Source organism: Bacillus sp. FSL M7-0307 (genome assembly GCF_038627835.1).
Taxonomy (GTDB): Bacteria; Bacillota; Bacilli; order Bacillales; family Bacillaceae; genus Bacillus; species Bacillus altitudinis.
Map to the genome: position 1 here is coordinate 302,905 of NZ_CP152023.1, position 25,332 is coordinate 328,236.

Below are 25,332 nucleotides of genomic sequence, written 5' to 3' on the forward strand. Positions count from 1 at the left end.
GAGGGTATTTTCCAAAGTGAGAAAGAAACAGCGATCAAGAATAACAGCAGGCGAAAGCCTGCTGATGCTTCTACACTTATAGGAGGAAAACCAGTTGGACATTTTGAAACATATGTTGGACACGTATGCCTCGTTTTTTGATTGGCATATGTGGGCAGAGGTATTAACAGACCCTGTCTCTTGGGGGCTTATTGGGACCCTTGTCGTGCTTGAAGGTTTGTTGTCAGCGGATAACGCACTTGTATTAGCTGTTATGGTGAAACATTTACCTGAAAAGCAGCGTAAAAAGGCATTAACCTACGGATTAATTGGCGCTTATTTCTTCCGTTTTCTATTCATTGGCGTAGGGATGCTGCTTATTAAGTTTTGGTGGATTAAGGTTCTAGGCGCTGCATACTTAGCTTGGCTGGTCATTAAGCACTTCTGGTTAGGTGACGGAGATGACGAAGCGAAGGAATTGAAAAAAGAAGGCTGGATGATTCGTGTATTTGGCGTCTTCTGGGCAACTGTTATTTCTGTAGAAATTATGGACCTTGCCTTCTCGGTAGACAGTATTCTTGCTGCATTCGCTGTATCTGAGGAAGTATGGATTCTTCTTTTAGGTGGAATGCTTGGAATTCTCATGATGCGTACAGTGGCACAATTATTCCTTGTGCTCATCGACCGTATACCAGAGCTTGAGAATACGGCATTTATTCTCATTGGAATTATTGCCATCAAAATGGGCTTAAGTGCTGCTCATATTGAAATCCCGCATCTCGCATTCTTTGCGATTATTATCCTAGCGTTTATCGGAACGTTTATTGTTCATAAAATCAATAAGAAGAAGCATCAAGGTGTAACAAACGAAGCTGCGGCTTCAAAAGAAGAATAGGACGATCAAAAAGGAATGGAGTTGACTAGCGGCTCCATCCTTTTTTGAATCATCAAGTCATTACAACAGGAGGTGGCACTGCATGCGATATTTTCGTTTTTTATCAGAGACGAGGCAGCACGATATTTTTTTTAAGCGGCCGGCGGCAGTTCATTCATTGACGCCAAGGCATGTACTTGCGCATGCATTAGGTGCTACTTTGTATATGCCTGCGACAAGACAGGATGTAGCAGACATGCTGCTTTCGCAGAAATATGAAGCGCTTTGCTCTGTTGTGTTTTGCTTGGAGGACGCCATTGGTGATCAGGAAGTGGACATGGCTGAACAGAATATAGTGGCACAATTGACCTGCCTTTCTGAGACAATTCATCAATCTCCAGAAATGGCTGAGCATTTGCCGCTTTTATTTATTCGGGTTCGTTCGCCCAAACAGCTGCTCAAAATGGCAGATTTGCTCGGTTCCTCTCTTCATTTACTGACTGGTTTTGTGTTTCCAAAGTGCTCCGTTCACAATGCAAAGGAATATGTAGACAGTTTGAAACGAGCTTCAGCACAAACTCAGAAAACACTATACGGAATGCCCATTTTAGAAACACCAGATTTATTAGAAAAAGAAACGAGATATCAGGTGTTGTCTGAGTTAAAGCAGATCATGCTGAATGATGAGGAATATATTTTGAATATTCGCATTGGGGCAACGGATCTGTGTGGATTGTACGGCATTCGCCGTGATCGCGAGACCACCATTTATGAGATCAGAGTCATTGCTGAGTTGATCACAGATATCATCAATTATTTTGGTCGTTCATTTGTGATATCAGGAGCTGTATGGGAGCATTTTGGACCGGCACGAAAAGAACAAAATCCATTCATCCGTGCAATTTCTAAGAGTGGTGAGTCTTTATCATCTGAGCTCGATCATATGCAAGGTCTGCTCAAAGAGACAAGGCTGGATGTGGTAAACGGTATTCATGGCAAGACAGTCATCCATCCAACGCATCTCAAGCCAGTTCAAAGCATGTACGTTGTCACAAAGGAAGAGTACATGGATGCATTAAGTATTTTAGAGCATGCAGATGGTACAGTCGGCGTGATGAAGAGTACCTTTTCTAATAAAATGAACGAAACGAAGCCGCACTATCGCTGGGCGGAAAACATTTTAATGAAGTCAGACATTTACGGGGTGTTTCATGAAAATAGAAGCTATATCGACATACTCACAGAAGCAGAAGCCGCATACGCTGAACATCTTGGAACATATGGAGGTGGAGCTTAACCTCAAAGAGGGTACGCTTCAGCTTGAAAAAGAACATCTTTTTGACATGGCGGCACGGGTGAACAAAAAGAGAGCCTTTTTATTTGTTAGTAAGGTGCTCGGGAAACATATGCCTGTTCACCCGTTGAAACCACTCCTCGTCTCAGGTCTTTTGGCAATGGCTTATGCAAAAGAACAAACAGGCAAGACGCCCCCGCACCAAGACAGTGTAGTAGATGCTCTAAAAACGGATGATCATGCTAAGTTAATCGAAGCCTATGCAGCGCTCAAACAAGAGAAGCTGCCGGCAAGTAACGAGCCAATAGTAATCGGCTTTGCTGAAACGGCAACAGCGCTTGGTCATGGTGTGTATGACGTCATAGAAGGAGCATCTTATATCCATACAACACGTGAACAGCTGTTGGATCTTGATCCTTCACTCGTATTTGAAGAAGAACATTCTCATGCCACGGATCAGCTTTGCTATGCAGACGACGCCTTACTTCGTACGGATCGTCCAATTGTGCTAGTAGATGATGAGGTCACGACAGGCCGGACAAATATGAATATTATTCGGGATCTGCACGCAAAGCACCCTAGATCCTCTTATACGATTCTATCCATTTTAGATTGGAGAACAGAGGAGCACGAGGAAGCGATGCTCCAGCTTCAAGAGGAGCTGGGGGTAAATATCACATCATTATCTTTATTAAAAGGGCAGATGATGTTTCGGGGGACAACACTGGATGAGCCTACTTATTCATATGAGATTGCTGCGCAAGAGAAGAGACCTGAACTCTCTTTTCATTCTCTTCAATCCTTCTTTAAGCAAGTGCCATATTCACTTTCCCATGCAGTCAATCCGGCGGGGCATTCGCCGTATATACATGAAACAGGTCGTTTCGGTTTAAGCGCAGTGGATACGGTCGCCATTGATCAAGCAGCTGCTAAGGCTGGGCTGAAGCTCCAGCAAGAGCGAAAAGGGAAACAGACCCTTTGCTTAGGGACAGGAGAATTGATGTATGTGCCGATGAGGCTTGCAGCTCATATGGGCGAAGGTGTCCTTTTTCATTCGACGACAAGAAGTCCGATTCATCCGGTTGAAAAGGAAGGGTACGCTGTTCAAAACGGATTCGCATTTTTGAGTCCAGAGGATGCCCGCATTCAGCACTACGTGTACAATATCCCTAAAAATCAGTACGATGATGTCTTTTTGTTTTTTGAGAAAAAGGTGTCTCAAGAAGCTTTGATGCCGCTGATCCACTTATTTGCTGAGCGGCATGTGAAGCATGTGCATATTGTGACTTTATCAGATGAGGTGAAGGTGAATGGCTAACGTGTATACAAAGATGGGAAGCTATCCAGAGCAGGACGTAACCTTCTTACTCAAGGATTTATCATCGATTGAGATGGAGAAAAGTACAGAAGAGCGGGAGCGCTCTATTCAAAGCGGTGCACATTACTCAGAAATGCTGCCAATTGAATACAAGCCGACGGCATCTTATATGGACTTATTCTATCAATCTCTTGAAGAAAGTAAGCAAAAGGTAGCGGAAGCCGTAGCGGTTGTCGCAGAACAAATTGTGAAAAAGCGAGGCTTTCAAACCGTTCTTTGCAGTTTGGCACGGGCTGGGACACCAATCGGGGTGCTCATTAAACGGTATATCAGAAAGACGTATGGTCTCGATTTGCCGCATTATAGCATCTCTATTATTCGTGACCGCGGAATAGATGAGAATGCGCTGCATTATATACTCAAAGAACATCCAGGTTTTGAGATTGCCTTTATTGACGGTTGGACCGGAAAGGGTGCTATTTCCAAAGAGCTTCAACAAGCGGTGCTTGATTTTGAACAGAAATATGGAATTCGTCTTTCGAGTGAGCTGGCTGTGCTTGCTGATCCTGGTTATTGTACGAGTGTTTACGGAACGAGAGAGGATTTCCTCATTCCAAGTGCCTGCTTGAATTCAACGGTATCTGGCCTAGTTAGTCGAACGGTGCTAAACAACCGCTGGATCCATGCCGATGATTTCCATGGGGCCAAGTATTATGAAGAGCTCATTGATGAGGATGTCTCTAATCTGTACGTTAATACAATTGAAGAAGCATTTTCTGAACTTAATGCAAATGTACAAGAGAAAGCAGAGACCCTGCTCGCACAAGGAACGCCTCCTGACTGGCGGGGGATGACCTCCATTGAAGCAATTGGTCAGGAGTTCCAAATTGACAATACGCATTTGATTAAGCCGGGCGTCGGTGAGACGACCCGTGTGCTGCTCAGAAGAGTTCCTTGGAAAATACTCATTCAGCCAGGATCTCGGGAAAAGCTCAAGCACATTTTACTACTCGCAGAGGACAGAGGCGTGCCCGTGATTGAATATGCCAACATGTCCTACACATGCTGTGGGCTCATCCGCCCGTTGGAGCAATCGTCATGAAGAACATGGCATTTGCCAGTGACTTAGACCGGACACTGATATACTCACATCGAATGCTGGAGCAGTATGCATACAAGGGAGCATACGAATTAATTGAGGTGCTGGACGACCGGCCGCTTTCCTATGTGTCGATTGAAACGAAAGCATCCTTACAGGCAATTCATCAAGCAGGTTGGTTTATCCCAGTGACGACAAGAACGACAGCACAATTTGAACGAATCACTCTCTTTCAGCAAGAGATCAAACCAGAGTATGCCGTCACAACAAACGGCGGCTGTATCCTTCATCACGGCAAGCCGCTTGAGGAGTGGCAGGCGATTGTAGATGAGAGACTGCAAGAGTGTATGCCGGTGAGAGATATGCTGCGGGCGATCTCTGAACTTCCGGTTGCCGCTTGGGTTAAACGTACTCGAACAGCTGAGGGAAGATTTCTTTATTTAATTATGAAAGACGAGTTTCTTTCTCATATTCCGCTTGCTGAATTAAGGCTGTGGGGTGAGGAGAGAGGCTGGCAGGTTTCCCTTCAGGGCCGGAAGCTATATTTTATTCCAAAGCCGCTCAATAAGTGGGCTGCTGTTGCTTTTCTAAAAGAAAGGCTACACCTTGAATATGTATATGGTGCGGGCGACTCCTTGTTAGATGTTGATCTCATACGTCAAGCGGATAAAGGCTTCGCTCCGAGTCATGGGGAAGTCTTAGATTTTGATCTATCGCTTGAACCGACGACAGCCTCTGGCATGGCGGCGGCAGACGAAATCGCCGCTTCTGTCGCAAAGAAGATGAACACAGCAAAAAAGCCTTCGATTCGATAGCAGAAGTAGAAGGCTGAATGATATGATAGTAGTAGCTTTCGAGAAAATATAGGAGAAAGGAAGGAGCGGCGTGAGCTATAAAGAAATCAATGTAACCCAGACACGGGCGAAACAGGAAGCCTGGAAAAACCTGCTGAAAAAGCCGCTCCCTGAACGAGACGGCTACGTCAAGGACGAGCACACCTTATCCTTGCCGCGTCTCGCTGCCCGCGTCCTTGGAACTCCGCATGATGCAACCGATTATTTTATTTATTTACATGAATTATACGAAACTGACGGCATGCATATTTTAAGTGAAACCCTCAACCGGCATATTGAGCCGGAGCACTTTCAAGCGCTCCAGCGGATTCATATGATCAATCAGGAAGAAAAGGGATTGTCCGTGAATCGATTTGTGGCTTTCTTAGATGGTGAACAGCTCATTGTCCGTCATCCAAACCCAGTGATGAACCGGCATATCCGCCTTTCGTTAATCCAGGTGTTTGAGCATTTCAAGCAGCTGCATGAAGGGGGATTCCAGCATCCTGATTTCCGCCGCGTGCTGCTAGATGTAGTGAAGTTTTCAAATAATCATCTAGGACCATGGCTGAAGGAAGGCAATATGGAAGAAAAAATGCCATCTGTCATTTGGTATGGAGAGGCGAATAAAAGTCAGCTTTATTTTCTTTACTATGTCATGCTGATTGGCTGTGATGTGGTGCTGTTTCATCCAGAAGGCAAGGATCAATTTCGTGAATTAGATCCAGAAGAAAAGCTGACTTTTATTGATCAGTATCCAGGGACGTCAAAGCTTGAACCGTTCCCTACTGAAAAGCCTGAGAGGAAATCAACGGTGGCGTACCGTTCGACAAGAGAGCTTGAAGAGGTACTTCACACAGAAGATTCCATGCTGTATAAGCCATGGCAATTCAGAGATCATACCCCTCATTCTATTACGCTAAAGACAACGTATGATGAGCTGTTTTTAATTGCGAAGGAACGGTCGTTTATCCGCCCGAATTTCAAAGCAGACCGTGACACCATACAGATTCCGAATCTTTTTGCGAAGATGATGGGGGTGACGAGAGACAAGCGAGAATATTGGGACCGTATCCATACGCTAATGGAGGGGAAAGAAACGAAAACGATCCGTCATTTCCCTTTCACACAAGAAGTGTCTTCGAATTATCAATTTCATTATCAGCATGCACTTTCTAAAGCAGGAGAGGTTGACCCTGATTTGTTAATGAAAAGCAATGTGTGGCAGTTCTCGCATTTATATGAGGGCACGCAGCGTGCGATCGCAGAGGCCATTTCTCGCATTTGTCAGCATCCGAAGCTGTTAAAAGAAGGCCATGAGACTGAATTAGATGTGCGTATTTATTTATTCAAGCAGCTTCTGCATATGAACCAAGATGTAATTGAACTCATTCAAACCTTTGATTATGCCCAGACTGTACCGAAAGTGATTTTATACCATACGGAATATAATGGTGAGCTGACTCGTTCTGATGCGGCTGCCCTGATTTTCCTAAATGAAATGGGTGTGGATCTCTTCGTGTATCATCCCGCCGGCTATCAGTGTATAGAGCGGTATATAGACGATCAATTATTTGATACACATTGGCTTGATGAAATGGTCATGAACCAAGAGTTTAAAGAGCCGTCTATTGTGAGAAAGTTATTTCAATCCATTAAAAACCGATAAGGAGATCAAAGCTTATGACAAATACAAACGGAAATGACATCATTTCAATTGATAAAGAGGAAATCACGATTGAAAAGGCAGACGATATTCGCGTTCAGCTGCGCAATGAACCAGAAGTCCAAAACATTGCGAGACAGATTGATGCCAAAAATCAGCTTGAACTGCTTGAATACGGGAAACAGCCGGCTGTCGAAATCTCTAAGTTTTCTGACCGTATCCTCTCTATGATGCGTTCAACAAGTGTCACAGACTCAGGAACGATGCTTACACAGCTTGGAAAGATTATGGATCGTTTTGATAAAAATGATTTTGACGAGCCGAAGGGCGGTTTGTTGTCAAAAATCTTTAAACGCGGCGGCAGCATGATCGAAAAGATATTCAGCAAATATCAAACGCTCGGTGCAGAAATTGAAAAAATCAATGTGGAAATCAGTAAATACAAAGATGAAATGACCAAATCGACGGTTACGCTTGAAGAAATGTATGAGCATAACATTCAATACTATATGGAGCTTGAAAAGTATGTCGTCGCAGGGCAAATGAAGATCGAAGAATTAAAACAATTGGTTCCTTCTTATGAAGAAAAAGCGGCGGGGGGAAACCAGCTGGCACAAATGGAGCTGGATACGCTTCGTAATGGGATTCAAGCGCTTGAAGAGCGTGTATATGATCTTGATATGGCACGGATGGTGGCACTTCAAACGGCACCGCAAATCCGTTTGCTGCAGCGTGGTAATACGAAATTAATCGGGAAAATTAACTCTGCCTTCATCATTACGATTCCGATTTTCAAAAATGGAATCATTCAAGCGGTAACAGCGAAGAGACAAAAGCTTGTGGCTGATTCCATGAGTGAACTGGACAGAAGAACGAATGAAATGCTGAAACGAAATGCTGAAAATATCTCAAGTCAAAGTGTTGAGATTGCTAAATTATCAGGTCGTCCAAGCATCGACATTGAAACGATCGAATCATCCTTCAATACGATTGTACAAGGGATGAAAGAGACGAAGCAGATTGAAGAAGAAAACAAACGATTACGTGAGGACGGAACAAAACGTATGCTTGAGCTTCAAGATAATATTAAGAAAGCTGCCCTAGAGTCCTAAAAAAACAGGCTGTCTGTAACTAAAGTTGCAGGCAGTTTTTTCATGAATTTGATTAAAATTTGAGGAAAAAGGTTTTTATGTGACCTTTTTCGGGTAAATCCTGTTCAGGGGCATGGTTCACCCATGAAAGAAAAAGTCCGCTATCACAAGGATTCGACTTATTTTTTAGCACAATAAGGAATTTCCAGTAAAATATTGTCTGGTGAGAGAAAATACCCCGTAAAATATGTAGTTTATGAAGCATTCTATAGGATTTACGAGTAATACGGCGTATAAACTGTAATCACCAGACCTCTATATGGAATTCATACATATTGTACGGAAATAAGCGAATTCTAAAGATTGTTCGCATCATAACGCTTATGTTACGGTTATAAAGATGCTAATTTGGAGGGAAAAAATGAATTCTGAAGAGAGAAAGATCAAAATCAAGATAAATAATGTATCTAAAATTTTCGGTAAAAATGCTAAAAAAGCATCTCAAATGCTTGAAAAAGGGAAGACAAAAAGAGAAATCCTAAAAGAGACCGGCGCAACAGTTGGTGTCAATCGAGCAAATTTTGATGTTTATGACGGCGAGATATTTGTCATCATGGGGCTATCAGGGAGCGGAAAGTCCACACTTGTGCGGCTGCTAAATAGGTTAATCGAACCAACCTCCGGAGAAATTTATATTGATGGGGATATGATAACAAATATGTCAAAGGATCAATTGCGTGAAGTCAGACGGAAAAAGATCAGCATGGTCTTCCAAAACTTCGCATTGTTCCCGCATCGTACCATTCTGGAGAATACAGAATACGGACTTGAATTGCAAGGTGTAGAGAAAGAACAGCGCCGCTCTAAAGCGCTTGAATCTTTAAAGCTTGTTGGACTTGAAGGTTTTGAAGAGCAGTATCCAAATCAATTAAGTGGCGGTATGCAGCAGCGTGTTGGATTGGCACGTGCACTAGCTAATGACCCTGATATTTTGTTAATGGATGAAGCATTCAGCGCACTAGATCCATTAATTCGTAAAGACATGCAGGATGAATTGCTTGAGCTTCATACGTCTGTCGGAAAAACAATTATTTTCATCACGCATGATTTAGATGAAGCGCTTCGTATTGGCGACCGCATTGTCCTCATGAAAGACGGGAATATCGTTCAAATCGGAACACCAGAAGAAATTTTGATGAACCCATCGAACGAGTATGTTGAACGTTTCGTTGAAGATGTAGACCTTTCTAAAGTATTAACCGCTGGTCATATTATGAAACGTGCAGAAACAGTTCAGCTTGATAAAGGGGCACGTGTTGCGCTCACGCTCATGAAGAACCTTGGTATTTCGTCTATCTATGCAGTAGATAAGAAAAAGCATTTATTAGGTGTTATTTCTGCACAAGCAGCGAAAAAAGCGGCAGAAACGGGTGCGTCGCTAGAAACTGTTCTTGATAAAGAATTTACGACAGTATTGGAATCAACGTATTTAACAGAGATCTTTGACGCGGTGTCTGATGCGAACATTCCAATTGCCGTTGTAGATGAGAAAAACAGAATGAAGGGTATTGTGGTCAGAGGTGCATTGATTGGTGCATTATCAGGTAATGATGAATATATCAACATGTCTTCTAACGAGCTAGAGGAAATTAAAGCACAAGAGCCTTCTGCACAGGAGGTAGAATAAGATGTTTAGTATGAGTGATTTACCTAGAATTCCGTTCGCGGATTATATCGATCAATTTGTTGACTGGTTAACATTAACCTTTGGTGGTTTCTTTGATGGCATCACAAATGGATTAGCTGGAACAGTAAATGGTATTGTAGCTGCACTTGGCGTCATTCCATCCATTATTTTAACGCTTATCTTTGCCGGCATTGCTTGGTGGATCAGTACAAGAGGAGTTGCTCTTTTCACACTTATTGGATTCTTACTGATCGACTATTTAGGCTACTGGCAGCCAATGCTGCAAACACTTGCGCTCGTTCTGACAGCTGTGGTCATTTCTATCGTGATCGGGGTTCCGATCGGTATTTGGGCATCACAGAAGGAAACGGTGCGTAAAATTGTCACACCTATTTTAGACTTAATGCAGACAATGCCTGCATTCGTATACCTTTTACCAGCGATCTTCTTCTTTAATATTGGAGTTGTTCCTGGGGTTGTGGCATCGGTTATTTTCTCTATGCCGCCAACGATTCGTATGACCATTCTCGGTATTAAACAAGTACCAGCGGATTTGATTGAAGCAACAGAGGCTTTTGGTTCTACGACATTCCAGCGTTTGTTCAAAGTTCAGCTTCCACTTGCTACAAAAACCATCTTAGCTGGGATTAACCAAAGTATCATGCTTGCTCTATCCATGGTCGTCATTGCGGCAATGGTTGGTGCACCAGGACTTGGTTCGGAAGTATATAGTGCAGTAACGCAGCTGAAAACAGGGATTGGTTTTGAAGCTGGTATTGCCATTGTTATCGTAGCGATCACACTGGATCGTATTACACAAAACATTAAAACGAAAAAAACCAGGGGGAATGCTTAATGTGGAAAAAGTCTCTCTACATTGGGATGACCGCCCTGCTCGTCTTTTTACTAGCCGCTTGTGGTGCACAATCAGATTCAAATGCAAGTGCAGCACAGCAGGTCAATAAAACGATTATCGGGATTGATCCGGGTTCAGGTATTATGGCCTTAACCGATCAAGCGAAAAAGGATTACGGTTTAGAGGATTGGACGGTTGTATCTGCCTCAAGTGCAGCGATGACAGCGACATTGAAGAAATCGTATGACCGTAAAAAACCGATTATCATCACTGGCTGGAATCCTCACTGGATGTTTTCCCGCTACGATTTGAAATATTTAGATGATCCGAAAAAATCATATGGTGACGAAGAAGAAATTCACACCATTTCTCGTAAAGGATTTGCGAAGGATCAGCCGGAAGCAGCCAAAATGCTCAGTCAGTTTAAATGGTCTCAAGATGACATGGGTGAAGTGATGCTTGATATTCAGGATGGCGTCAAACCAAAGGATGCTGCTGTTAAATATGTGAAAAAGCATAAAGATCAAGTAGCGAAATGGACAAAAGGCGTGAAAAAGTCAAACGGTGACAAAATCAATCTTGCCTACGTTGCGTGGGATAGTGAGATTGCAAGTACCAATGTGGCCGCAGAGGTATTGCGTGAACTTGGCTTTAAAGTGACCTTGACTCAGGTTGAAGCGGGCCCAATGTGGACAGCAATTGCAACCGGAAGTGCTGATGCATCATTATCTGCATGGCTTCCAAATACGCATAAAACGTATGCAGCGAAGTTTAAAGGAAAATATGATGATCTCGGTACAAGTATGAAGGGTCTTCGCATGGGTCTCGTTGTTCCGACTTATATGAAAAACGTCAACTCGATCGAAGATTTGAAAAAATAGCCAATTGTATAACAGTTCCCTTATAATAGAAGGGAGCATATGGAAAAAGCAGTCTGCTCAAAAAGCGACTGCTTTTTCTTATATATAAGGATGGTGGATGAGTTGTCGATGGTGGAAAAACCAATGATGATTTTCCTGCACGGTGGAGGCGTAAGCAGCTGGATGTGGCAGGAGCATATGGAAATATTCAAGGAAACGTATGAATGCTATACCCCTGATTTTATTGGTCACGGGACAAGAGCAAATGAAACGTCGTTTTCCATGCGAGAAAGTGCTTTTGAAATCATTTCATGGATAAAGGAGCATGCACATGGCCGTACAGTCATTCTAATTGGCTTCTCTCTAGGTGCACAGGTAGCCGTTGATGTGTTATCGAGAGAGCCAGACATCGCAGACATCGCCATCATCAATAGCGCCCTTGTGTTGCCATTACCATGGCTCTATTTGATGGTAAGGCCCATTTTACCTCTTACATATCCGTTATTAAAGAAAGATTGGTTCATCCAGCTGCAAGCAGAAAAGATGGGACTTCCAAACGATGTACTGGATCATTATGCAGCGGATTCCAAACAATTGCAGAAGAAGACGCTGCTTACGATGTTTCAAGAAAATCTTCATTACAAGCTCCCTGACACGTTTCAACAAGCGAAGGCACGGATTCTTGTGACAGTGGGAGAAAAGGAAAAGGGCATTATGACTAGGTCAGCAGAAAAAATCACGAATGCACACCCGAATGCAGCGGGGGTCATCGTTCCTGACATTGGACATACGTTTACTTTTGAAAAGAAAGAACTTTTTGTCGACATGATCAAAAGCTTTATAGAAGAGCGTGCGTTACCAGCGGAATTAAAGGAAATAAGGAAGCTAGGCCATTTAGAAAGTGAAGATGAGCATAAAAGGGGTAAGCATGTATAAGACATTGTATGATATAGGTATAAAACGCTTACAGATGAGTTGGTGTATGGATGGAAGCTCGTAAGTGAGCCATGAAGGAGGAAGCATGAGTAAAAACTATATCATATTTGGTGCGAGTCAAGGATTAGGGGATGCCTTTGTAAAAGGTCTTCCTTCAAGTGGAGATACAGTATGGATTGTGTCACGAAGTGAACCAAGCAGTTTGAATATAGATGACGGAGTGCGTAGAATCTGGCTGAAGATCGATTTATCAAGCCAAACCCATATCCCTTTTATGCTCGAAGCATTGAAGGATCAGACAATTGATGTACTCATTTATAACGTCGGTTTATGGGAGAAACGCGGCTTTGAAGATGATTATTCTTTCGATCATGATCAACCGGAGGATATCGCTCATTTAATCAATGTGAACGTTACCTCAACGATTACCTACATCCAAGCTCTGCTTCCGCACGTAAGGACATCTGAGAATGGAAAGATCATCGTCATTGGTTCTACTGCGGGACTTGACCATACGAATTTGCCTCAGGTTTCTTTTGTTGCTTCTAAATTTGGGCTTCGTGGTATTGTGAACGCACTAAGAGAGCACGTAAGGAAAGATAAAATATCCGTTACCTGTATCAATCCAGGAGAGTTGGCGGCAGAAGTTCCGTACGAAGATGGCGCTGAAAAAGCCATTGCTCTTTATGATGAAACGAGAATACCTGTACAAGATATTGTCGAGCTGGCAAGATGTGTCATCCATCTATCAAGGGTGTCCTGTGTGAAAGAAATCAATGTACCGGCAATGACAGATGTGAATGCGTAAAATAAAGGAGACCACCCGCTTCAGAAAAGACGGGTGGTTTTTTTATTTTACGATGAATGCTGTTGAAGTGTTTCGTATACAGCTTCCGTCAAAATCTCAATACCGGTAAAAATGGCAGAGCGGTCAAATGTCATATAAGGGTGGTGTAGCCCTGGTTTTAAATCACAGCCTAAACCGAGCATCGTCGATTTAATATGAGGAAGCTTTGCTGCATAAAAATGAAAGTCCTCTCCGCCTGTCGTCACGATCGGTGGATCGAGCTGTTCTTTGCCTAGCACTTGCTCTATGGCATGTGACATGATCTCCACAGCTTCTTCATTTAATGTCGCAGCTGGAAGACGATGATCAGTTGAAAGTGTGATAGAGGCGCCAAAAGCATCCGCTACAGAATGGCATGCTCTTTCAATTTCCTTTTCTAATTCATCCATCACTTCATTTGTCTGTGCCCGAACGTCGAGTGTAAAAGAGGCCTTGCCAGGTATGATGTTGGAGCTGCCGCCGCCTGCATTTAAATTGGTCATTTTCACAGAATGGGCGACTCGTGGATCGACATGGATATGTGCCAGTCTCTGCACAAGCGTAGATGCAACTTCAATGACGTTGACCCCAAGATGCGGGCGTGCACCGTGAGCTTCCTCCCCTAGAATGGTCCCGACGTAATGATTACTTGATCCGTGCAAAATGGCAGGAGCGCAGCGTCCGTTTAAGGTTTCTTGAATTGGGCGCACATGTACCCCGTATAAATAATCGACGCCAGCTAACACACCTTTTTCGATCATCTTTAAAGCGCCGCCGCCTCTTTCTTCGGCAGGCTGAAAAATGAATCGGATCGTGCCACTTGGAAGTTCTTTTTCTTTTAATGCCATGAATGTCCCAAGTGCCATCGTCATATGAGCATCGTGTCCGCATGAATGGTTGGCTTGAAATACGCCATCTACTTCCTGCCACAATGCGTCAATATCGGCTCTCACAGCGACTACTGGTGCGCCTTCCCCAATTTCACCGATCACCCCTGTACAGTCTTCAAATGTTCTCGTTTTACAGCCTGCTTTCTTTAATAGATCTTCAATATAAGCCGTCGTATTTGTCTCTTCCCAGCTGATTTCTGGATGGGCGTGCAGATGTTCAAAGATGTCTGTCACGGTTTGTTTCATCTCGTTTGTCAAAGTTGTCATGAGAAGCCTCCTTGCTGACAGATAATCTGCCAAAACATTCTTTTAGTGAAATAATATTGATCTTAAATATCATCAGTGTTTATAATATAACACATCATTTGATTATTCAGAAAATTAAGTGAAATTCCGATCGGGACAAAGGGGTTTTGACAGATGAAAACAGCGACAGTATCAGCACCTGAGAAACAAAAAAGAAAACTTCAGATGCCGGATGCGTATGTACTCTTATTTATGATTGCTTTAATTTGTACGATCGCAACGTATTTTGTACCAGCCGGTGAATTTGATCGGAAAACGTCAGGAGAGATCACAACAGCTGTTCCTGGCAGTTATCACCGTATTGATCAATCACCAGTTAGTCCGGTTGGTTTTTTTACAGCGATTCAAGAAGGGATGGTGGGTTCATCCTCTATTATTTTTCTGATTCTTTTTACTGGCGGAACCATTGCAATTTTGGAAAAGACAGGTGCCATTAACGGGATGATTCACAATGTCATCAGCCGGTTCCAAACGAAACAGCTATTGTTTATTTGTATTGTTGGCGGATTGTTTTCTGTACTTGGGACGACCGGAATTGTGGTGAACTCGGTCATTGGCTTTATTCCTATTGGAATCATTGTGGCACGTTCTTTAAAGTGGGATGCAGTGGCGGGAGCGGCGGTTATTTACATCGGCTGTTATGCAGGTTTTAACGCAACCATTTTGTCTCCATCTCCATTAGGCTTATCACAAACGATTGCAGAACTGCCGATTTTTTCTGGTATTGGTCTGCGTGTCATCATTTATCTTTGTTTTCTTCTATCTAGTATTGTGTACATCTATTTATATACAAAACGCCTGAAAAATAAAGAAAAGGGGAGCCTGCTTGGTGACGAGTGGTTTCCTGCTAAAGGGCTTGGAGGAGCTGATGCGGAATCTGTGGACAAGCCTGAATTCACCGGCAGACATAAGCTGATTTTAGCGGTGTGTGGTTTGTCGCTTGGGGGTTTTTTGTATGGTGCGCTTCAGCTTGGCTGGACAGATAAGGAAATGGCTGGTGTGTTTATTTTCATGGCCATTGCTGCTGGCCTGCTTGGCGGATTAGCTGCCAATGATATTGCAAAAACGTTTATTGTCGGCTGTCAAAGCCTTGTATACGGCGCACTCATTGTCGGCATGGCACGCTGCATTTCAGTCATTTTGGAAAACGGCAAGCTGCTTGATACTGTGGTGAATGGGCTTGCGAGTATGCTGACAGGGTTTAGTCCAATCGCTGGTGCGATCGGCATGTATATCGCCAGTGCGCTCCTTCACTTTTTGATTTCATCAGGATCAGGGGAAGCGGTTGTCTTTATACCGATTCTTGCGCCGCTTGCTGATTTAATGGGTATCACGAGACAAGTAGCGGTAGAAGCAGTGATGCTCGGTGAAGGGGTGGTCAACTGCGTGAATCCGACTTCAGGTGTGTTGATGGCTGTCTTGGCTGCAAGTGGGATTCCTTACGTGAAATGGCTGCGTTTTATGGTGCCGCTTGCGCTCATTTGGTTCGTCATCGGCCTTGTCTTTATTTGTATCGGTGTCATGATCAATTGGGGACCTTATTAAATAAGAAAGAAGCTGCCAAAGAGTGTTTGGCAGCTTTTTTCTTATGAGAAAATGTATGGGGACAGCGGTTTAAAACCACAATAAGAGTGTTCACAAAATGGCTACATTATTTTTTTGAGCAATCCCCTTGCAAAAGTTTGTGAAGTATTGCACAATAAGAATGTGAAATACTTCACATATGAAAAACAACCTAGTTTTACTCAGGAGGATGAGATAAATGACAAACGAAAAAGTAAACAAAGTAGCACTTATTGGAGCAGGTTTTGTCGGCAGCAGTTATGCCTTTACATTAATAAATCAAGCGATCACAGATGAATTGGTTGTCATCGATTTGAATCAAGACAAAGCAATGGGTGACGTTATGGATTTAAACCACGGGAAAGCATTCGCCCCGCATCCTGTGAATACTTGGTATGGAGATTATGAGGATTGTCAGGATGCTGACATTGTATGTATCTGCGCTGGTGCAAACCAAAAGCCAGGTGAAACGAGACTTGACCTTGTTGAGAAAAATTTAAATATATTTAAAGGCATTGTAGACAATGTGATGAAAAGTGGATTCGATGGTATTTTCTTAGTTGCTACGAACCCAGTTGATATTTTGACATATGCGACTTGGAAATTCAGCGGACTGCCAAAAGAACGAGTGATTGGCAGTGGAACAACGCTTGATACGGCAAGATTCAGATACATGCTTAGTGAGTACTTTGAAGCAGCGGCGCACAATGTGCATGCGTACATCATTGGAGAGCATGGGGATACAGAGCTTGCTGTTTGGAGCCATGCGAATATCGGAAGTGTACCGATCACAGAATTAATGAAGAGAAATGACCAATACAAACAAGAAGATTTAGACGACATCATGGAAAATGTCCGTCATGCCGCTTACCAAATCATTGAGAAAAAAGGCGCGACTTATTACGGCGTAGCGATGAGTTTAGCCCGTATTACTAGAGCCATTTTGCACAATGAAAACAGCATTTTGACTGTCAGCACTTATTTAGATGGAGAATACGGAGCAGAAGATGTCTACATTGGTGTACCTGCCCTCGTGAATCGAAATGGTGCAACTGAAGTGATGGAGCTCGCACTGAATGACACAGAAAAAGAAAAATTCGCGCGCAGTGTAAATGTGTTAAAAGAGATTTTAGCTCCTCATTTTTAATCAATCAAAGGCAATCTATCTGAGCAGAAAAGGATGAATCACTATGTGGCAGCAAATATATGATCCGTTTGGTAATGAGTTCGTTAGTGCATTGGTGGCCATGCTTCCAATCTTGTTTTTCCTACTTGCATTGACTGTATTTAAGTTAAAAGGGGTATTAGCCGCTTGTTTTACCTTGATTGTCAGTTTTGTAACAGCTGTTTTCTTCTTTCATATGCCAATTGAAAAAGCATTATCTGCTGTGGTGCTCGGTGTATCTAATGGGCTGTGGCCAATTGGATATATCGTCATCATGGCCGTATGGCTCTATAAAATTGCTGTGAAGTCTGGAAAGTTCGATGTCATTCGTTCTAGTATTGCAGGAATTTCTCAAGATCAACGGTTACAGCTCTTATTAATTGGTTTTAGTTTTAACGCATTTTTAGAGGGAGCCGCTGGATTCGGTGTACCGATTGCGATTAGTGCCGCTCTTTTAACAGAGCTTGGGTTTAAACCACTAAAAGCCGCAATGCTCTGTTTGATTGCGAATGCTGCGTCTGGCGCTTTTGGTGCAGTAGGTATCCCGGTTATTACAGGGGCGCAAATGGGAAATATGACGCCGCTTGAGCTGTCTCAAACCCTTGTGTACACCATTCCGTTTATTTCTTTCTGTATCCCGTTTCTGCTGATTCTCATTGTAGACGGCTTTAAAGGGATCAAAGAAACGCTTCCAGCCTTGCTTGTTGTGAGTGGAAGCTACGCGATTCTGCAGGCTGTTACAATGGTCACGATGGGTCCTGAGCTTGCCAATATTATTTCAGCTTTAGCGAGTATGGGAATTCTGGCACTATTTCTTCGAAAATGGCAGCCAAAACACATTTACCGTGAAGAAGGCGCGCCGGCCATTGAACAAAAACAAACGTTTAGCGGAGTTGAGGTGCTGAAGGCTTGGTCTCCGTTTTATATCTTAACGGCTGTCATTACAGTATGGAGTCTGCCTGCATTTAAAGCATTGTTTGCTGAGGGAGGCCCGCTTAATTGGACAACCATTTTAGTGAAAATGCCGTTTCTGCATCAGCAAATTGTGAAATTACCGCCAATTGCTCAAACAGAAACACCGATTGATGCGATCTTTAAAATTGATGTTATTAGTGCAACAGGTACCGCCATTCTAATTGCGGTGATGCTGACAGGATTGTTCAGCAGACATATTACATTAAAAGAAGGGTCTGCCTGCTTGAATGCAGCGGTCAAAGAGCTTTGGGTTCCTGTTCTTACGATTTGTTTTGTCATGGGCTTTGCCAATTTGGCGAACTTTGCAGGCCTAAGTTCTGCTATCGGACTAGCGCTTGCTAAAACAGGCGATTTATTCCCGCTTGTCAGCCCAGTGCTTGGCTGGATCGGCGTGTTTATTACGGGATCTGTTGTGAGTAACAATGCCTTATTCGGTAACCTTCAAGCAGTCACCGCTTCTCAAATCGGCTCTCAGGCAGGTTTGTTAATCGGGGCAAATACGACCGGCGGTGTGATGGCGAAATTAATTTCTCCACAATCTATTGCCATTGCAACAGCAGCTGTTGGAGAAACAGGTAAAGAATCTGAGCTCTTCCAAAAAACAGTGAAGTACAGCTTCATTTTGCTCGGCATCGTATGTATATGGACATTCATTCTTGCTCAATTTGTATAGGTTGATCGATTGATTGAAAAAAAACAAAGGGCTACAGCCCCATCCTTTGTCACCTATCTGGAAGACTGAGAGATTTCTCAGTCTTTTTTTATGTGGATTCTCGTGTGACAAGCCGAGTAGGCAGCTGAATATGTTCACGTTGTAATGGTTTTTGATCTTGCAGCAGCTGAATCATTTGTTTGACAGACTGCTGGCCAAGCTCGACGATGGGGATGTCGATGGTCGTGATCGTTGGAGCTGTCACCTCGCAAATGTCTTGGTTGTCATAACCGATCACCGCTAAATCCTTAGGAATGTGATATCCATATGAAATGGCTTGTTTAATGAGGCCTGCTGCCACTTGATCATTGCCGGTGAAAATCGCATCCGGCGCATCCGGCATCCGGTGGATTAAGTCCATCAAACGAAAGCCGTCCTCAATGGTAAAAGCCTCGCCGAACAGCCAATCTTCTTTAAGCGACAAACCGTGATCAGAAAGCGCATCAAGATAGCCTTGCTTTCTTTGTTTTTGCGCTTCACTGCTTTCTGTATCAAAGCAAAATCCAATGGACGTACGCCCTGATTGAATCAAGTAGTCAACCGCTTTATAGGCAGCTTCTCGCTCATCATATCCGATAATCGGAATGTCTGCTGTTTGATGATACTCATTTGCCATGACGATCGGGCCGTTTGCTAAAAATGGCTCGATTGTTTCCCACTTATTTTCTAACGCCCCCAATATGACACCATCTACTTCTTTTCTTTTTAATAATTGAAGCCCTTCAAGTTCTACTGATTCTTGATAAAACGTCTGGAGCACGATGGCTTTATACCCTTGATCCAGTGCTTCCTTTGAAATGCCTTTAATCAATTGTGCAAAAAAAGGATGGTCCACAGCTGGAACAGACACAGCAATGGTTTTTGTCTGATGTGACCGAAGGGTGCGGGCTGCTGAGCTTGGTGTATACTCCATTTCCTTCATCACCTGTAAAATGTGCTGGCGCTTTTCTTCTGATACATATGGATGGTTGTTCAGCACCCGAGAAACAGTGGTCGTTGAAACCCCGCAGCGTTTGGCAATTTCATAAATTGTACACATATTAACAAATCCTTTACACAAAGTTATTGTTCTGAAATCGATAACATCATTTACAATGTGAAACAAGTTAAATATTAACAAATGGAATTGATTAATTGGAGGGAATGGAATGCAAATATTGACGAAGATATCAGGTAAAAGCAAGGATTATCTACCGTTGCTGGATATGATCAATCAAGGTGTTCAAGTAAAGGCTGATTCAGTTGAAAAGAATCTAGCGAATGATAAGCTTGCTGCGTTCCTTGAGCAAGATATTGCGCGTACGGGTTTGGAAAAAATTCTCTTCCATTATAAACAAAATAAGGAAAAAAAGATACCGTTCCTGCCGGTCGATAAACTGATTTCGGAGGATGAGATCGATGATATTATGCAGGTGCTGAAAGAAGTATTAAGTTCAGGCCGTTTTACATCAGGCCCTTATATTCCAAAGTTTGAAAAGACGCTCGCAGCGTACTTAGGGAAAAAATATGTCATTGCCACATCAAGTGGAACAGATGCCTTGATGATCAGTTTAATATCAGCAGGCGTCCATCCTGGAGATGAGGTCATCCTACCTGCCAACAGCTTTGCTGCAACAGAAAATGCAGTGCTTGCGATTGGTGCGGTTCCAGTCTATGCCGATATTGATCCAGACACCTACTGCCTAGCGCCGAATGAAATAGAAAAGCATATCACAGATAAGACAGTATGTATTCTCCCGGTTCATTTGTATGGAAAGCAAGCGGATATGAAGGCCATTTCGACGATTGCGAAACGGCATGGTCTCTCCATCATTGAGGATGGCTGTCAGGCAATTGGCAGCAGCGGGCTTGGTGCATTTGGGGATGGACTTGTTCTCAGCTTTAACCCGTACAAAAACCTTGGAGTTTGCGGGAAGGCTGGAGCCATCGCGACAAATGATGAAGTCTTAGCCGAAAAATGCATGGAAATCAGCTATCACGGTTTTGAAGCAGGGAAGAAAAATGTCAAGCGCAGTGACTATGGCTTTAATTCCAAGATTGATAACTTACAGGCCGCAATTGGACTAGAACGAATGAAATATTTAGGTTTGCAAAACTTTAAACGCTTTTACTTGGCAAAGAGATACATAGATCAGCTGCAAACGCTGGAGGAAGAAGGCTACATAAAGCTTCCGAAGCTGACAGAGGATCACGTATGGCATCTATTCCCGATCAGAGTGGTGAAGGGAAGCCGAGATGAGCTGGCAGAGAAATTACTGGAAATGGGCATAGAAACAGATGTCTATTACCCGATTTTATCGCATCAGCATCAAACGAATCTTGTTTCTCAAAAGTATAGACAAACGGAACTACCACATACGGAAAAAGCCGTACAGCAATTACTCCACTTGCCGCTTTACCCAGGAATGCCGCTACAAGATCAGGAGAAAGTCATCGAGGGGGTCCATCATGTTATCAAATCTTCCATTCAATAAAAAGCTTGTGCATCAACCGCAACATCCGCAGTGGATCGTCTTCTGTGATTTCGATGAGACCTATTATTCTCACGGAATGACCGAGGAGCAGAGAGAGGATGTAAAACGGCTGGAAGCTTTTGTGGCAGAAAAGAGCGAAGCCGGACAGCTCATGCTAGGCTGGGTGACGGGAAGCAGCCTCGATTCTGTTACGAGCAAAATGGAGAAAGGCGGTTTCTATCAATTCCCGCATTTTATTGCGTCGAATTTAGGAACTGAAATTGTGTATACATCAGATGGGAAATTTGGACAGCCGGATGCAGAATGGATGAAACGGCTTGATGCACTGGGCTTTTCAGACGAAAAAATCGAAGATATTCTGCAAAGCGTACGTGAAAAGGGGATCACTCTTAGGCCGCAAACGCAACTGGGCAGCTCTGGGTATAAAAAGAATTTCTATTATCAGGAGGAGGATGAACGGACAGACCTTCATCATCTATCATTCATCCAAACACTTGCGAAGGAGCGGGGAGTGGCGGTGAACATCAACAAATGCAACCCGCTTGCGGGAGACCCTGCGGATTGCTATGACGTTGATTTTTTACCAGTGGGAACAGGGAAGGATGAAATCGTTCGGTTTATGCTGAATCAATATAACCTGTCAAAAGATAAGGGCTTTGCTTTTGGTGATAGTGGGAATGACCTGCGGATGCTTCAATCCGTCACGCACGGCTTTCTTGTCCAAAATGCAACAGCCGAAGCCAAACGGCACCATCATCAAATTTGTCATCATGGGTATGCAAAAGGAATCTATGAAACATTGAAAACAGTGATGTATAAACATGAGGAGGCACATTCATGAAGAAAATTGGAATTGTTGGAGCAGGGAATATTGCAAAAGCACATGCTAGAGCATTATCAACGATCAAAGGTGCAGAATTATCTGGGGTCTATGACTTGCACGAATCCGTTGCACAAGGATTTATTAAACAGTACGGCGGACGGGTGTATTCCAGTATCGAAACACTAGCGGATGCATCAGATGGATTGATCATTGCTTCCCCTAACTTCTGTCACAAGGACCATGCCCTTCAGGCGCTTAGAGCGGGACAGCCGATTTTATGCGAAAAACCGATGGCTGTATCGTTAAAAGAAGCGAAGGAAATGGTGGAGACAGCCAAACAGTTCCAGGTTCAAGCCAGTATGGGCTTTAACTATCGCTATTTATCCTTTGTGAATATTTTGAAGAACTTGATTGCCAATTGTGAATTAGGACGCGTTTTGACAGTACGGACACATTTTAAGAAAAATAGTGCCCTTAGAAGAAAGACATTTTCGTGGAGAGACAGCGGCGAAAGTCTGCGTACAAGTGGTGCATTAGGAGATTTAGGGATTCATTTGATTGATATGCTGTGGTACTTATTTGGCAGTGAAATGAAAAAAGAATCCCTTAATACGAAGATGCTGACACATGTAAAGGAAAAGGAAGAGAAAAAGGTACAGGTCGATGACCATACCGAAATTTTTGGGCAAATGGAGAATCAAGTGTTCTTTCATTTGGTGACGTCCAAAAGTACGCAGCCCGAGGAATGTGGATTTAGTGTAGAAGTGGTGGGGCATGACAAGGTTTTCAAATACCATACAAACATGAAAAACGAATATGAGATCAGTGATGGCTTGTGTGTAGAGCGTCATCAAATGCCGCAAACATTGCTGACAGATCCGCCGAATGAATTTTATGGATGGTCTGATACATTCCGTGATCAGCTGATGCATTGGGTGAATACAGATCCTTATCCATCTCATATGAAGGTGGCCGATTTTGCAGATGGTTATCGCGCGCAGGCTGCGCTGAATACGTGCTTCGAGAGGGAAGAGGCTGCCGTCTCTGCCCGCGCATATTAATGAAGAGGTGGAGCGGAGGATATCATGACTCCGCTCCTTTTTAGAGGAAGTGAAAAGATGAAAAAGGTGTTTTATTTTGGCTGTATCTTTTATTTTTTTATTGGGACCATTCATGTGTTTTTTGGCAGTTTAACGCCTTATTTGCTGTCTAGTTATGATAAGGGTCCTGGGGAATTATCTTCTTTAATCTTCTTTCAGTTTATTGGTTTTTTGACAGGCGTTCTTTTGTCGCCCATTCTTGTGAGGAAAAAAGGCTACGGCGCTGTCCTGACAATGGGGTTGCTGCTGATGATCGGAGCGCTTCTTCTTGGCCTTTTGGTGCCGGGCTGGACGATTCTTGTGGTGGCAGGTTTTTTCCTTGGGAGCGGTGCAGGCAGTCTTGAGACGACGGCCGGGGCGTATGTGATTTCAATGGCAAACAGTGCAAAGCGAATCAGCATCATGGAGGTCTTTTTTGGATTAGGTGCGCTATTATTTCCTCTATTGATTCTGCTGACTGTAACAGAGGAAACGTGGCATTATGTGTTTTTATTTCAAGTCGGTGCACTGACTTTTTTCCTTATGCTGTGGCTTACTTTTATGAATAAACTCCCTCGTGGGCAGATGGCGGCTCCTGTTCAAGACATGAAGAAACCGTCCTTGCTGTTTGATCGAGGGAATCGAATGATTGTGGTGCTGATGATCTGTTTTGCGTTTTTCTACGCAGGAATTGAAACGAACTTTGCGAACTTTTTACCGTCGATCATGCTGGAAAAAGGGGGAGACAACTGGGGTCTTTTTGCGGTCTCTACTTTTTGGACAGCGATCGTCATTGGCAGAACTGTCATTGCGAGAAAAGCCGATCAGCTGCATCCGCTGCGTTTTTTAAAACTAAGTGCAGCACTTATGATTGTGCTGCTCGCCGTATTTGCTCTAGCCACCCACATCGCTGCGCAGCTGATTCTTATCTTTTTCATCGGTCTGTGCGCAGCTGGCATGTTCCCCATTGCCTTGACGGCTTCTGCATTAATGATTGAAAATGCCATCGACGAGGCAACGAGTTATTTTATTGCCGCCGCTAGTTTAGGTGGAGCCTGTTTGTCCTTTTTGATTGGGTTTAGCCTTGAGTGGGCAGGTGCGGCAAGCGCCGTCTTTGTTTTCGCCTTTTTAGCTGTTCTCCTTTTTGCGGCTGCCATTCAAATGAATCGATCTCGGAAAAAAGAAACCATACCCACACAGCCGCCGGCGATGAAAGCCGATCGATAAGCAGCTGATCTGGTGGCTCCTCCTTTTGTATAGCTTATCTTCAGAAAAGGTGACGAAGGACTTGTACTAAAACAACGAAAGCGTGAATAACATGTACAAGTCAGCATCAAAAGGAGGACGTCTATGTGGCGGTGTTTTTTGGTTATATCTTTTTAGGGTTGTCACTTTCAGCGCCTGTTGGGCCAGTCAATGCAGCCCAAATCGACAGAGGGATTAAAAGTGGATTTTGGCACGCTTGGATTTTTGGTGTGGGGGCTATGGCTGCGGATATTGTCTATATGATCCTCATCTATTTTGGTGTCGCCCAGCTTTTGACTGCACCTCTTGTGAAAACCTTTTTGTGGCTGTTCGGCTTTTTCGTTCTGACCTATACCGGTATTGAAAGCCTTCGTAAAATCAATTTGCATGAAAGCCCAAAGAAGGACGGAGGAAACACGTCGATCGGGCATTCGTTCATGACGGGATTTTTCATTTCCCTTTCCAATCCGCTTAGTATATTATTTTGGCTTGGGATCTATGGCAGTATTTTAGCCAATACGATTGAAAAGTACGGGGCATCCCAAATGCTGATGTACAGCATCGCTATTTTCATCGGCATGCTCTTATGGGATTTCTGTATGGCGCTGCTCGCCAGTACGTTTAGACGATATTTAAATGAACGGATTTTGCACGGCTTATCCGTTCTGGCAGGTCTCTCTTTACTCGGCTTCGGTGCTTACTTTGGATATCAAGGGATCATGGCGCTCATTGGATAGAATGGTTGATAAGAAAAAGGGCTAAAATCTAAATCATTTTAGCC

22 protein-coding genes are annotated in these 25,332 nt (G+C 43.4%); 20 read left to right on the forward strand and 2 right to left on the reverse strand.

Translation table 11 applies throughout. The features are described from left to right. The first annotated feature begins 94 nt into the window (after nucleotides 1-94). From MHI41_RS01655 to MHI41_RS01710, 12 genes are all read left to right on the forward strand, one after another. On the forward strand, nucleotides 95-874 hold the full coding sequence (locus MHI41_RS01655; RefSeq protein ID WP_008342130.1) for a TerC family protein: 780 nt from the start codon (nucleotides 95-97) through the stop codon (nucleotides 872-874). 82 nt (nucleotides 875-956) lie between these two features. Further along, nucleotides 957-2,150, forward strand: coding sequence for an HpcH/HpaI aldolase/citrate lyase family protein (locus tag MHI41_RS01660; protein ID WP_008342129.1), 1,194 nt, complete (start codon nucleotides 957-959; stop codon nucleotides 2,148-2,150). Then, on the forward strand, nucleotides 2,134-3,465 hold the full coding sequence (locus MHI41_RS01665) for a phosphoribosyltransferase family protein (RefSeq protein WP_342494759.1): 1,332 nt from the start codon (nucleotides 2,134-2,136) through the stop codon (nucleotides 3,463-3,465). The genes MHI41_RS01660 and MHI41_RS01665 overlap by 17 nt, the downstream gene beginning before the upstream one ends. Beyond that, the gene (locus MHI41_RS01670; protein WP_007498339.1) at nucleotides 3,458-4,567 is read left to right on the forward strand and encodes a cysteine protease StiP family protein; all 1,110 of its coding nucleotides are present in this window, start codon (nucleotides 3,458-3,460) and stop codon (nucleotides 4,565-4,567) included. Before MHI41_RS01665 ends, MHI41_RS01670 begins: the two co-directional genes overlap by 8 nt. After that, the gene (locus tag MHI41_RS01675; protein ID WP_019743831.1) at nucleotides 4,564-5,379 is read left to right on the forward strand and encodes an HAD family hydrolase; all 816 of its coding nucleotides are present in this window, start codon (nucleotides 4,564-4,566) and stop codon (nucleotides 5,377-5,379) included. Before MHI41_RS01670 ends, MHI41_RS01675 begins: the two co-directional genes overlap by 4 nt. Before the next feature lie 70 nt (nucleotides 5,380-5,449). Beyond that, on the forward strand, nucleotides 5,450-7,066 hold the full coding sequence (locus MHI41_RS01680; RefSeq protein WP_017358587.1) for a YceG family protein: 1,617 nt from the start codon (nucleotides 5,450-5,452) through the stop codon (nucleotides 7,064-7,066). A gap of 14 nt (nucleotides 7,067-7,080) precedes the next feature. Continuing rightward, the gene (locus MHI41_RS01685) at nucleotides 7,081-8,175 is read left to right on the forward strand and encodes a toxic anion resistance protein (protein ID WP_007498324.1); all 1,095 of its coding nucleotides are present in this window, start codon (nucleotides 7,081-7,083) and stop codon (nucleotides 8,173-8,175) included. A 400-nt stretch (nucleotides 8,176-8,575) separates the two neighbouring features. Continuing rightward, nucleotides 8,576-9,841, forward strand: a complete 1,266-nt coding sequence (gene opuAA, locus MHI41_RS01690; RefSeq protein WP_008342124.1) for a glycine/proline betaine ABC transporter ATP-binding protein OpuAA — start codon at nucleotides 8,576-8,578, stop codon at nucleotides 9,839-9,841. A gap of 10 nt (nucleotides 9,842-9,851) precedes the next feature. Further along, nucleotides 9,852-10,697, forward strand: a complete 846-nt coding sequence (gene opuAB / locus MHI41_RS01695) for a glycine/proline betaine ABC transporter permease subunit OpuAB (RefSeq protein WP_029575460.1) — start codon at nucleotides 9,852-9,854, stop codon at nucleotides 10,695-10,697. Continuing rightward, nucleotides 10,697-11,578 carry a glycine betaine ABC transporter substrate-binding protein gene (locus tag MHI41_RS01700; RefSeq protein ID WP_008342122.1) on the forward strand — a complete coding sequence of 294 codons (882 nt, stop codon included), beginning with the start codon at nucleotides 10,697-10,699 and terminating at the stop codon, nucleotides 11,576-11,578. The genes opuAB and MHI41_RS01700 overlap by 1 nt, the downstream gene beginning before the upstream one ends. A 39-nt stretch (nucleotides 11,579-11,617) precedes the next feature. Continuing rightward, complete coding sequence (locus MHI41_RS01705) at nucleotides 11,618-12,493, forward strand: alpha/beta hydrolase (protein WP_336297185.1); 876 nt, start codon at nucleotides 11,618-11,620, stop codon at nucleotides 12,491-12,493. 85 nt (nucleotides 12,494-12,578) lie between these two features. Beyond that, entirely contained in the window at nucleotides 12,579-13,301 is a 723-nt protein-coding gene (locus MHI41_RS01710) for an SDR family oxidoreductase (protein WP_007498314.1), read from the forward strand. 47 nt (nucleotides 13,302-13,348) lie between these two features. On the opposite strand, the gene MHI41_RS01715 is transcribed toward MHI41_RS01710, so the two are convergent. After that, nucleotides 13,349-14,476, reverse strand: coding sequence for a M20 peptidase aminoacylase family protein (locus MHI41_RS01715; RefSeq protein ID WP_272511968.1), 1,128 nt, complete (start codon nucleotides 14,474-14,476; stop codon nucleotides 13,349-13,351). Nucleotides 14,477-14,629: 153 nt separating this feature from the next. Between MHI41_RS01715 and MHI41_RS01720 the strand changes: the two genes are divergently transcribed. The 3 genes from MHI41_RS01720 to MHI41_RS01730 all read left to right on the forward strand — a co-directional run bounded on the left by MHI41_RS01720 (nucleotide 14,630) and on the right by MHI41_RS01730 (nucleotide 18,891). Next, nucleotides 14,630-16,060 carry a YfcC family protein gene (locus MHI41_RS01720; RefSeq protein WP_007498311.1) on the forward strand — a complete coding sequence of 477 codons (1,431 nt, stop codon included), beginning with the start codon at nucleotides 14,630-14,632 and terminating at the stop codon, nucleotides 16,058-16,060. 217 nt (nucleotides 16,061-16,277) lie between these two features. After that, nucleotides 16,278-17,225 carry an L-lactate dehydrogenase gene (locus tag MHI41_RS01725; RefSeq protein WP_008342118.1) on the forward strand — a complete coding sequence of 316 codons (948 nt, stop codon included), beginning with the start codon at nucleotides 16,278-16,280 and terminating at the stop codon, nucleotides 17,223-17,225. Nucleotides 17,226-17,268: 43 nt separating this feature from the next. Further along, complete coding sequence (locus MHI41_RS01730) at nucleotides 17,269-18,891, forward strand: L-lactate permease (RefSeq protein WP_035390535.1); 1,623 nt, start codon at nucleotides 17,269-17,271, stop codon at nucleotides 18,889-18,891. An 88-nt stretch (nucleotides 18,892-18,979) separates the two neighbouring features. Here the strand turns inward: MHI41_RS01730 and MHI41_RS01735 are convergent, their stop codons facing one another. Then, nucleotides 18,980-19,969: a LacI family DNA-binding transcriptional regulator gene (locus tag MHI41_RS01735; protein ID WP_073414713.1), complete on the reverse strand. Its 990-nt coding sequence runs from the start codon at nucleotides 19,967-19,969 to the stop codon at nucleotides 18,980-18,982. Between the two features lie 109 nt (nucleotides 19,970-20,078). On the opposite strand from MHI41_RS01735, the gene MHI41_RS01740 reads away from it, so the two are divergent. From MHI41_RS01740 to MHI41_RS01760, 5 genes are all read left to right on the forward strand, one after another. Next, entirely contained in the window at nucleotides 20,079-21,404 is a 1,326-nt protein-coding gene (locus tag MHI41_RS01740; protein ID WP_342494466.1) for a DegT/DnrJ/EryC1/StrS family aminotransferase, read from the forward strand. Next, the gene (locus tag MHI41_RS01745) at nucleotides 21,379-22,245 is read left to right on the forward strand and encodes an HAD-IIB family hydrolase (RefSeq protein ID WP_342494467.1); all 867 of its coding nucleotides are present in this window, start codon (nucleotides 21,379-21,381) and stop codon (nucleotides 22,243-22,245) included. Before MHI41_RS01740 ends, MHI41_RS01745 begins: the two co-directional genes overlap by 26 nt. Continuing rightward, nucleotides 22,242-23,288, forward strand: a complete 1,047-nt coding sequence (locus MHI41_RS01750; protein WP_342494468.1) for a Gfo/Idh/MocA family oxidoreductase — start codon at nucleotides 22,242-22,244, stop codon at nucleotides 23,286-23,288. Before MHI41_RS01745 ends, MHI41_RS01750 begins: the two co-directional genes overlap by 4 nt. Before the next feature lie 57 nt (nucleotides 23,289-23,345). Continuing rightward, nucleotides 23,346-24,533, forward strand: coding sequence for an MFS transporter (locus tag MHI41_RS01755; protein ID WP_019743826.1), 1,188 nt, complete (start codon nucleotides 23,346-23,348; stop codon nucleotides 24,531-24,533). Between the two features lie 125 nt (nucleotides 24,534-24,658). Next, nucleotides 24,659-25,288: a LysE family translocator gene (locus tag MHI41_RS01760; RefSeq protein WP_008342111.1), complete on the forward strand. Its 630-nt coding sequence runs from the start codon at nucleotides 24,659-24,661 to the stop codon at nucleotides 25,286-25,288. The last annotated feature ends 44 nt before the right edge of the window (nucleotides 25,289-25,332 follow it).

What these genes read in the sequence shown, in the direction of transcription:
- MHI41_RS01660 (WP_008342129.1), top strand. Translation starts at nt 957, where the DNA reads ATGCGATATTTTCGTTTTTTATCAGAGACGAGGCAGCACGATATTTTT.
- MHI41_RS01665 (WP_342494759.1), top strand. Translation starts at nt 2,134, where the DNA reads ATGGAGGTGGAGCTTAACCTCAAAGAGGGTACGCTTCAGCTTGAAAAA.
- MHI41_RS01670 (WP_007498339.1), top strand. Translation starts at nt 3,458, where the DNA reads ATGGCTAACGTGTATACAAAGATGGGAAGCTATCCAGAGCAGGACGTA.
- MHI41_RS01675 (WP_019743831.1), top strand. Translation starts at nt 4,564, where the DNA reads ATGAAGAACATGGCATTTGCCAGTGACTTAGACCGGACACTGATATAC.
- MHI41_RS01685 (WP_007498324.1), top strand. Translation starts at nt 7,081, where the DNA reads ATGACAAATACAAACGGAAATGACATCATTTCAATTGATAAAGAGGAA.
- opuAA (WP_008342124.1), top strand. Translation starts at nt 8,576, where the DNA reads ATGAATTCTGAAGAGAGAAAGATCAAAATCAAGATAAATAATGTATCT.
- opuAB (WP_029575460.1), top strand. Translation starts at nt 9,852, where the DNA reads ATGAGTGATTTACCTAGAATTCCGTTCGCGGATTATATCGATCAATTT.
- MHI41_RS01700 (WP_008342122.1), top strand. Translation starts at nt 10,697, where the DNA reads ATGTGGAAAAAGTCTCTCTACATTGGGATGACCGCCCTGCTCGTCTTT.
- MHI41_RS01705 (WP_336297185.1), top strand. Translation starts at nt 11,618, where the DNA reads ATGGAAAAAGCAGTCTGCTCAAAAAGCGACTGCTTTTTCTTATATATA.
- MHI41_RS01710 (WP_007498314.1), top strand. Translation starts at nt 12,579, where the DNA reads ATGAGTAAAAACTATATCATATTTGGTGCGAGTCAAGGATTAGGGGAT.
- MHI41_RS01715 (WP_272511968.1), bottom strand. Translation starts at nt 14,476, where the DNA reads ATGACAACTTTGACAAACGAGATGAAACAAACCGTGACAGACATCTTT.
- MHI41_RS01720 (WP_007498311.1), top strand. Translation starts at nt 14,630, where the DNA reads ATGAAAACAGCGACAGTATCAGCACCTGAGAAACAAAAAAGAAAACTT.
- MHI41_RS01725 (WP_008342118.1), top strand. Translation starts at nt 16,278, where the DNA reads ATGACAAACGAAAAAGTAAACAAAGTAGCACTTATTGGAGCAGGTTTT.
- MHI41_RS01730 (WP_035390535.1), top strand. Translation starts at nt 17,269, where the DNA reads ATGTGGCAGCAAATATATGATCCGTTTGGTAATGAGTTCGTTAGTGCA.
- MHI41_RS01735 (WP_073414713.1), bottom strand. Translation starts at nt 19,969, where the DNA reads ATGTGTACAATTTATGAAATTGCCAAACGCTGCGGGGTTTCAACGACC.
- MHI41_RS01740 (WP_342494466.1), top strand. Translation starts at nt 20,079, where the DNA reads ATGCAAATATTGACGAAGATATCAGGTAAAAGCAAGGATTATCTACCG.
- MHI41_RS01745 (WP_342494467.1), top strand. Translation starts at nt 21,379, where the DNA reads ATGTTATCAAATCTTCCATTCAATAAAAAGCTTGTGCATCAACCGCAA.
- MHI41_RS01750 (WP_342494468.1), top strand. Translation starts at nt 22,242, where the DNA reads ATGAAGAAAATTGGAATTGTTGGAGCAGGGAATATTGCAAAAGCACAT.
- MHI41_RS01755 (WP_019743826.1), top strand. Translation starts at nt 23,346, where the DNA reads ATGAAAAAGGTGTTTTATTTTGGCTGTATCTTTTATTTTTTTATTGGG.